This window comes from Paraferrimonas sp. SM1919, assembly GCF_010993985.1.
Taxonomy (GTDB): Bacteria; Pseudomonadota; Gammaproteobacteria; order Enterobacterales; family Shewanellaceae; genus SM1919.
Map to the genome: position 1 here is coordinate 98,718 of NZ_WINH01000012.1, position 7,115 is coordinate 105,832.

Below are 7,115 nucleotides of genomic sequence, written 5' to 3' on the forward strand. Positions count from 1 at the left end.
ATTCCTTATATTTATCTTTGTAGGTACGAATTGTACCGAGTCTTATACCGGTGTCTATAGCCAACGAGCAATAGTAACTCTTGGATTACCAGCTAAATCTTGATGGCAATCAATCTCTTGATAGCCCATCTCTGTTAATAACTCCGCCAGTTTTGGAGCTTGCTGATAACCGTGTTCAAATACTAAATAGCCACCTTCTGTTAAATGCTTTTTAGCACTCTTAGCGATATCAATAAAGTCTTGGAATCCATTTGTTGCTGCCGTCAATGCTGACAGAGGCTCAAAACGGACATCTCCTTCATTCAAATGAGGGTCTTGCTCGTCAATATATGGGGGATTAGAAACAATAATATCAAATTGTTGATCACTGATTGCACTAAACCAATTGCTTTGCAGAAATTCGACCTTAATCCCTAATTTTTCGCTATTGTAGCGCGCCAATTCAACGGCATCTTGCACTCGGTCTACACCTATAACTTGCCAGCTTGGATTTTCTGAAGCTAATGCCAAAGCTATCGCACCTGTACCTGTCCCCAAATCAAGAAGCCGAATATTATCATCGAGTTTTAGCTCTAAAACCACTTCAACCAGAGTCTCAGTATCAGGTCTTGGTATGAGTGTGGAAGGTCTAACGCTCAAAGGCAGAGACCAAAACTCTCTTTCACCGGTAAGATGAGCAACAGGGTAGCCCTGTTTTCTCCGTTCAATTAGTGCTTCAAATAACTGCTGCTGGTCAACCGTTAATTTACTATCACTCCAAGCATAGAGATAACTTTGAGGCTTCTTAAGGACGTGCAGCAGTAACACTTTAGCGTCAAGTTGAGCACTATCACTGCTTTCACATTGCTCGCTAGCCCAGGCGATCGCCTGGGTCAACGTCATAGAATTATTGCTCATCCGCAAGGGCTGCAAGTAGATCGGCTTGGTGTTCTTGTAAAATAGGCTCAACCAGGGAATCTAGATCCCCTTCCATAACTTCATTTAAGCGGTAAATTGTCAGGTTAATTCGATGGTCTGACACACGCCCTTGAGGATAGTTATAAGTACGAATACGTTCTGAACGATCACCACTACCGACTAAAGAACGACGTGTTGAAGCTTCTTCAGCTTGACGCTTTTCATCTTCCGCAGCCTGCAAACGGGCACCCAGTACGCTCAGTGCTTTAGCTTTATTTTTATGCTGAGAGCGCTCATCCTGACATTCAACTACAGTACCTGTAGGAATGTGAGTAATACGAATAGCAGAATCCGTTTTGTTGACATGCTGACCACCGGCCCCCGATGCACGGAAGGTATCGATTTTAAGATCCGCAGGGTTGATTTCGATCGCTTGAGCGGCTGGCACCTCAGGTAATACCGCAACAGTACAAGCAGAGGTATGCACACGACCTTGAGACTCGGTCTCTGGCACCCGCTGCACACGATGACCGCCTGATTCATACTTTAATATGCCGTAAACTCCTGTACCTGTAACATGAGCAACGACTTCCTTAAATCCACCATGCTCAGCTTCACTGGCACTCATCAGTTCCACTTTCCAGCCTTTTTTCTCAGCATAACGGCTATAGAGACGGAAAAGATCCCCTGCGAAAATACCTGCTTCATCACCACCAGCGCCGGCACGGATTTCAATAAAACAGTTGTTATCATCTTTAGGATCTTTAGGTAACAGTAATATCTGCAGCTCACCTTCTAAGCGTTCAAGAGTCGCTTTTACCTCTTTGATTTCTTCTTGTGCCATCTCTTTAAGATCTGGGTCACTAAGCATGTCTTGGGCTGTTTCTAAATCTTCTTGACCTTGGGTAAACTCTGCAAAGGCTTTCACAATGTCTTCTAACTGAGAGTATTCTTGTGACAAAGTGCGAAATTTATCTTGATCGCCAATCACACCAGGATCACCAAGTAACGCTTGAACCTCTTCGTAGCGCTCTTGTAAACCTTCTAATTTTCTTAATACTGATTCTTTCATTGGGCTGCTAGCCTTTCTCTTGATCTATACCTAGGTCACTACGCAATTTTGAAATTGCATGCCAGTCACCCTGTCGACTGGCCTCTGCCAACGCTGCCGTTGGTGCATGGATCAGTCGGTTTGTTAATTTATTTGCTAATTCTATCAGCACTTGCTCACTTGAAGCACCCTGATTCAGCTTATTTAAAGCACGCTCTAATACTTCGTCTTTTATTTGATTACTATATTTCCTGTAATCACGGATATTGTCCAAATTGGCGAGAGAATTCAACCAAGTCATAAACTCGCCAGCTTGCTCTTGGGCAATTTCTTCAGCCTGAGCTGCAGCCTCTTTACGGGAAGCCATATTTTTTTCAACAATACCTTGGAGGTCATCCACAGTATAAAGGTAAGCATCATCGAGTTCAGCGACTTCAGCTTCTATGTCCCTCGGTACAGCAATATCCACTAATAACATCGGGCGATGGCGGCGTGCCTTTAGTGCTGTTTCCACCATACCTTTGCCAATAATAGGTAGCGGACTAGCGGTTGATGAGATGACAATATCAGCCTGACTTAAATGCTCGGGAATGGCCTCAAGACTCACCGCCTTAGCACCAAATTCTTCAGCCATATTTTGCGCTCTAGCTATCGTACGGTTAGCCACCACAATATTTGTCACCCCTTGCTCAGCAAGATGTCTGGCCACTAATTCAATGGTCTCACCAGCCCCTACCAATAATACTTGAGTATCGGCTAAATTATCAAAAATATGCTTCGCCATGCTGACGGCAGCAAAGGCAACAGACACAGCTTGGGCACCAATAGCGGTCTCGGTTCGCACCCTCTTGGCGACAGAGAAGGTTCGTTGAAATAAACGATCTAAAGTTTGCCCCATAGTGCCGCAGTCTTTTGCCAAGGCAAATGCTTGCTTTAGCTGCCCAAGAATTTGCGGTTCACCTAATACTAGAGAATCTAAACCACAGCCAACACGCATAAGGTGTTTAACCGCGTCTAAATCTTCATAACCATAAAGACAAGGCTCGATTAAAGTCCTAGGTACACCATGAAACTCTTCTAGCCAGTTAATCAATTGATCAAGGGAGCTGGCATTGGAATAAATTTCCGTGCGGTTACACGTTGAAAGGACCACCGCTTCTCCCGTGCTAGATTGCGATGCTAGGCTTTGGTGGGCCTGCTTTAATACATCTGGAGAGAAAGCAAGCTTCTCCCGTAAATCAACAGATGCAGTTTTGTGGTTAATACCGATTGCAATCAAACTCATTGATGTAACTTTCTGACTAATAAAATTGAGAATAGGGCACTATTTTAACAAAAGCTTAAGATAAAAAAAGTTCGATACCCCTAAAAGAAGATAAAGGTTTAACTTAAGTTGCACTAACCGTATCATATAGACATGTTATCGAACAAAAATGAGCCAGTCTTGCAACATTTATCATATCCTAAACTGCTTATAATTTCGCTAATGTTATTTTTCGCGAGTGCATGTTCAGTTTTACAACATAACCAGCAATTTGATCCGAATGACAACTGGCAGCTTAAGGGAAAATTAGCAATAATAACCCCCCAACAACGCAGCAGTGTTAATATTCGCTGGCAACAATTGGAAAGCCGTCAGCAACTGGACTTTTCAAGCTTTCTAGGCATTAATGTGCTGACCATGGAAGCCAACAAAGATGGCGCTAAGCTAGCTTTTGATGGTAAAGAGTATCATGGTCAGTCTAGCTCAGAATTAATCTATAGGGTCACAGGGTGGCAATTACCACTCGCAGAACTACCTTTATGGGTTAAAGGGGTTCCCAGCGAAACCGCAACAAATATTATTTATACCCCTGAGGGACAACTACAGAGTTTTGTGCAAAATTCTTTTGGACAAACTTGGCTAGTCAATATCAGTAAATGGCAAGATTTACACGGTAAAAAGATGCCTAAACTCATCAGTATTCAACACCCTCAATTAAAAATTAAACTGCAAATTAATCAATGGCAAAACCTGTAATGTCTATTCTAAATAACTGGCCCGCACCCGCCAAACTCAATTTGTTTTTAAATATCAATGGTCGCCGCCAAGATAACTACCATGAACTACAAACACTATTTCAGTTTATCGATATCTGTGACTATCTCGATTTTGAAAGCCGCCATGATGGTAAAATTATGCTGCTTACTGACTTTGACGAGGTTGCCCATGACGACAATCTGATCGTAAAAGCAGCCCGGATCCTCCAGCAGCACACCCGTACAAAGCTTGGCGCGAATATTTGGATAAAGAAAAAGCTACCGATGGGAGGTGGTATTGGCGGTGGTTCTTCTAATGCAGCAACCACCTTGGTGGCATTAAACCATTTATGGCAAACCGGTGTCAGCCAGGAGCAATTAGCTGATCTGGGTTTAGCACTCGGTGCTGATGTGCCGATATTTGTCCGTGGCCATGCTGCCTATGCAGAGGGAGTAGGTGAAAAATTTACAGATGCAAATCCTGAAGAATACTGGTATTTGGTGATTGTGCCACAAACTCATGTCAGCACCGCTGCGGTCTTTAGCCATCCTCACCTGACAAGGGATAGTGCCAAGATCGATGTGAGCAGCTTGCCAAGATCAAAATTTAAAAACGACTGCCAATCATTAGTCACTAAACTTTATCCTCAAGTTGCCAAAGCCTTAGACTGGCTGTTAAAATATGCCCCGTCTCGAATGACTGGAACAGGTGCTTGTGTGTTTGCCGAGTTTAGCAGCGAAGAAGAGGCTGTTAAGGTATATCAACAACTACCTAAAGAATTCCATGGTTTTTTGAGTCGTGGGTGTAATCGCTCTCCTTTATTGGAAAAGCTAACCCAAGATAGCTAAGCTACTTAGAGTTGAATTTTTCGACTCCAAATTCATTACAATTTAAAGCCCGAGGTTATACCGTGCCTGATATCAAGCTTTTTGCCGGCAATGCTACACCAGAACTTGCGAAAAAAATTGCTGACCGTTTATTCTGTAAACTAGGTGATTGTGTTGTTGGTCGTTTCAGCGATGGCGAGATCAGTGTCCAAATTAATGAGAATGTCCGTGGTGCAGACGTATTCATTATTCAATCAACTTGTGCCCCTACAAACGATAACCTCATGGAACTTATCGTAATGGTTGATGCTCTGCGACGTGCATCTGCAGGACGTATTACTGCTGTAATCCCTTATTTTGGTTATGCTCGTCAAGATCGTCGTGTACGTAGTGCTCGTGTGCCAATTACTGCTAAAGTAGTAGCGGACTTTTTATCTAGTGTCGGTGTTGACCGTGTACTTACTTGTGATCTTCATGCTGAGCAGATTCAAGGCTTCTTCGATGTACCTGTAGACAACGTATTCGGTAGCCCAGTTCTACTTGAAGATATGCTAGATAAGAAACTTGATAACCCTGTTGTCGTGTCACCTGATATTGGTGGCGTAGTTCGAGCTCGGGCAATTGCTAAATTGCTAAACGAAGCTGAGCTAGCAATTATCGACAAACGCCGCCCACAGGCTAACGTAGCGCAAGTAATGAATATTATTGGTGATGTTAAAGGCCGCGATTGTATCGTCGTTGATGACATGATCGATACTGGTGGCACCCTAGCCAAAGCTGCAGAAGCACTAAAAGAGCGTGGCGCTAACCGCGTATTTGCTTACGCAACACATCCAGTATTCTCGGGTAATGCACCAGCGAATATTAAAGCGTCTGTCATTGATGAACTGATTGTTACCGACACAATACCATTAACAGATGAAATGATCGCGACAGGTAAAGTCTCGCAATTGACTCTATCAACCATGCTAGCTGAAGCAATTCGTCGTGTAAGCAACGAAGAGTCTATTTCAGCTATGTTCCACCATTAATTGCTGGTTACTCAATCAGTAAAAAATGATTGCTAAAACTTAAAAAAAAAGCGACCTTAAGAGGTCGCTTTTTTGTATCTACACTCTCTATGGAAAGCTTATGAATCAAGCACAATTAACTACTATGCTGAACCTTCAACAGAAAATGAACTCTCGGGTAAATCCAGACTGGTTCAATGCTGGCTACGCCTTTCACCGCGCTATTGTCATTGAAGCAGCAGAAGGAATAGAGCACCACGGCTGGAAATGGTGGAAGAAACAACAATGCGATTTACCACAACTACAGCTAGAACTCGTCGATATTTGGCACTTTATGCTCTCGGCGGCACTTATAAGCAATGAAAATCAGCCACAATTAGCCGCCAAAGAGTTAGAAAACTCCCTAAATGAAAGCTGCATTAGCTTTGATGGCAAAGATGTTATCTATAAGGATTATGGTCTTATAGAAAAGCTTGAATTAATGATTGGGCTAGCGACTAATCGAAGAATTCACAGTGGTCTATTCGCTGCTCTGTTAATTGACTGTCAAATGGATTGGAATGAACTATTCCGCCAATATGTAGCTAAGAATGTATTGAATATCTTTCGTCAAGATCACGGCTACAAAGAAGGCACTTATATAAAAGTATGGGCTGGTAAAGAAGACAATGAGCATTTGGTTGAAGCGATGGATAGCCTCGATGCCAATCAAGATAGCTTCGCAGATGATGTGTATGCCACCATTGCCAGCAAATACCCAAATTAATTAACATCGGTTCTAGAGGTTCAACCTCTAGAACCTTATTGCAAATTAAGTTCTTGCAGATATAAAAAAACCGCTTCGATTGAAGCGGTTCTCTTATCTGGTGCTAATACCCAGAGTCGAACTGGGGACCTCACCCTTACCAAGGGTGCGCTCTACCAACTGAGCTATATCAGCGAAGTTGATTCTGACGATGACCTACTCTCACATGGGGAGACCCCACACTACCATCGGCGCAACTTCGTTTCACTGCTGAGTTCGGAATGGGATCAGGTGGGACCAAAGCGCTATGGTCGTCAGAAAAATTCTTTATTAATTAAAGTCTTATATATTTTTGCTTTAATTATAATTTTGCTTCCCTATTGACAGGAAAACGCATTGTTAAAGCCTGGCGATGACCTACTCTCACATGGGGAGACCCCACACTACCATCGGCGCAATTTCGTTTCACTGCTGAGTTCGGAATGGAATCAGGTGGGTCCAAAATGCTATGGTCGCCAAGCATAATTTGTTATTAACTCGCTGTTTTAGCGCGTTAATCTAATCT

Annotated in this window: 7 protein-coding genes, 1 tRNA gene and 2 rRNA genes; 4 read left to right on the forward strand and 6 right to left on the reverse strand. The window is 43.0% G+C overall.

Annotation, left to right across the window (positions count from 1 at the left end):
* Nucleotides 1-54: 54 nt before the first annotated feature.
* The 3 genes from prmC to hemA are packed head-to-tail and all read right to left on the reverse strand — an operon-like array spanning nt 55 to nt 3,233.
* Nucleotides 55-897 (reverse strand): peptide chain release factor N(5)-glutamine methyltransferase, encoded by an 843-nt coding sequence (prmC, locus tag GFB48_RS09130; protein WP_163934265.1) that lies wholly within the window; start codon nt 895-897, stop codon nt 55-57.
* Nucleotides 887-1,969, reverse strand: coding sequence for a peptide chain release factor 1 (prfA, locus tag GFB48_RS09135; RefSeq protein WP_163934267.1), 1,083 nt, complete (start codon nt 1,967-1,969; stop codon nt 887-889). Before prfA ends, prmC begins: the two co-directional genes overlap by 11 nt.
* A 7-nt stretch (nt 1,970-1,976) precedes the next feature.
* Entirely contained in the window at nt 1,977-3,233 is a 1,257-nt protein-coding gene (gene hemA / locus GFB48_RS09140; RefSeq protein WP_163934270.1) for a glutamyl-tRNA reductase, read from the reverse strand.
* A 159-nt stretch (nt 3,234-3,392) separates the two neighbouring features.
* Between hemA and lolB the strand changes: the two genes are divergently transcribed.
* The 4 genes from lolB (at nt 3,393) to GFB48_RS09160 (ending at nt 6,571) form a co-directional block, all read left to right on the forward strand.
* Complete coding sequence (gene lolB / locus GFB48_RS09145; RefSeq protein ID WP_163934273.1) at nt 3,393-3,968, forward strand: lipoprotein insertase outer membrane protein LolB; 576 nt, start codon at nt 3,393-3,395, stop codon at nt 3,966-3,968.
* On the forward strand, nt 3,968-4,816 hold the full coding sequence (gene ispE / locus GFB48_RS09150) for a 4-(cytidine 5'-diphospho)-2-C-methyl-D-erythritol kinase (RefSeq protein ID WP_163934276.1): 849 nt from the start codon (nt 3,968-3,970) through the stop codon (nt 4,814-4,816). Before lolB ends, ispE begins: the two co-directional genes overlap by 1 nt.
* Before the next feature lie 62 nt (nt 4,817-4,878).
* Nucleotides 4,879-5,826 carry a ribose-phosphate pyrophosphokinase gene (locus GFB48_RS09155; protein ID WP_163934279.1) on the forward strand — a complete coding sequence of 316 codons (948 nt, stop codon included), beginning with the start codon at nt 4,879-4,881 and terminating at the stop codon, nt 5,824-5,826.
* Nucleotides 5,827-5,926: 100 nt separating this feature from the next.
* Nucleotides 5,927-6,571 carry a dUTP diphosphatase gene (locus GFB48_RS09160; protein ID WP_163934281.1) on the forward strand — a complete coding sequence of 215 codons (645 nt, stop codon included), beginning with the start codon at nt 5,927-5,929 and terminating at the stop codon, nt 6,569-6,571.
* Between the two features lie 98 nt (nt 6,572-6,669).
* On the opposite strand, the gene GFB48_RS09165 is transcribed toward GFB48_RS09160, so the two are convergent.
* From GFB48_RS09165 to rrf (GFB48_RS09175), 3 genes are all read right to left on the reverse strand, one after another.
* A tRNA-Thr gene (locus GFB48_RS09165) sits at nt 6,670-6,745 on the reverse strand.
* An 8-nt stretch (nt 6,746-6,753) separates the two neighbouring features.
* A 5S ribosomal RNA gene (gene rrf / locus GFB48_RS09170) occupies nt 6,754-6,869 on the reverse strand.
* A gap of 85 nt (nt 6,870-6,954) precedes the next feature.
* Nucleotides 6,955-7,070: ribosomal RNA gene (gene rrf, locus GFB48_RS09175) — 5S ribosomal RNA — on the reverse strand.
* Nucleotides 7,071-7,115: the final 45 nt, after the last annotated feature.

Coding starts and splice junctions, on each gene's coding strand:
- prfA (WP_163934267.1), bottom strand. CDS start 1,969: ATGAAAGAATCAGTATTAAGAAAATTAGAAGGTTTACAAGAGCGCTAC.
- GFB48_RS09160 (WP_163934281.1), top strand. CDS start 5,927: ATGAATCAAGCACAATTAACTACTATGCTGAACCTTCAACAGAAAATG.
- prmC (WP_163934265.1), bottom strand. CDS start 897: ATGAGCAATAATTCTATGACGTTGACCCAGGCGATCGCCTGGGCTAGC.
- ispE (WP_163934276.1), top strand. CDS start 3,968: ATGTCTATTCTAAATAACTGGCCCGCACCCGCCAAACTCAATTTGTTT.
- hemA (WP_163934270.1), bottom strand. CDS start 3,233: ATGAGTTTGATTGCAATCGGTATTAACCACAAAACTGCATCTGTTGAT.